Consider the following 711-nt stretch of genomic DNA (forward strand, 5'->3'; position numbering starts at 1 on the left):
TTTATATCATTTTACGTTTCTCGTTCAGCTTTTTTATACTAAGTTGGCATTATAAAAAAGCATTGCTTATCAATTTGTTGCAACGAACAGGTCACTATCAGTCAAAATAAAATCATTATTTGATTTCAATTTTGTCCCACTCCCTGCCTCTGTCATCACGATACTGTGATGCCATGGTGTCCGACTTATGCCCGAGAAGATGTTGAGCAAACTTATCGCTTATCTGCTTCTCATAGAGTCTTGCAGACAAACTGCGCAACTCGTGAAAGGTAGGCGGATCCCCTTCGAAGGAAAGACCTGATGCTTTTCGTGCGCGCATAAAATACCTTGATACTGTGCCGGATGAAAGCGGTTCGCGACGAGTAGATGCAATTATGGTTTCTCCGCCAAGAATCTCTTTGCATTTATCAAGTGTTTCCTTCATTGATATTCCGAGAGCATCAATATGCAATGCTGTTGGGATGGCAATTTTTACGCCTGTTTTGCTTTGCTCGACATAAAGATATCCATCTACGATATCAGACCACTTCATTTCGCATAAATCACCAACTCGTTGCCCGGTAACAACAGCCAGTTCCATTGCAAGTCTGAGCCAACATGGTGATGATTCTGCTGCTTGATAAATTTTCAGGTATTCGTCAGCCGTAAGTCTTGATCTCCTTACCTCTGATTTTGCTGCGCGAGTGGCAGCGACATGGTTTGTTGTTATAT

General features: G+C 41.9%; 1 protein-coding gene. It reads right to left on the bottom strand.

Annotated elements, in window-relative coordinates; genetic code table 11:
* Window positions 1-115: 115 nt before the first annotated feature.
* The coding region (locus E4K64_RS40060) for a tyrosine-type recombinase/integrase (protein WP_135167650.1) at window positions 116-711 on the bottom strand (596 nt) is incomplete at its 5' end.

Source organism: Bradyrhizobium frederickii (assembly GCF_004570865.1).
Classification (GTDB): domain Bacteria; phylum Pseudomonadota; class Alphaproteobacteria; order Rhizobiales; family Xanthobacteraceae; genus Bradyrhizobium; species Bradyrhizobium frederickii.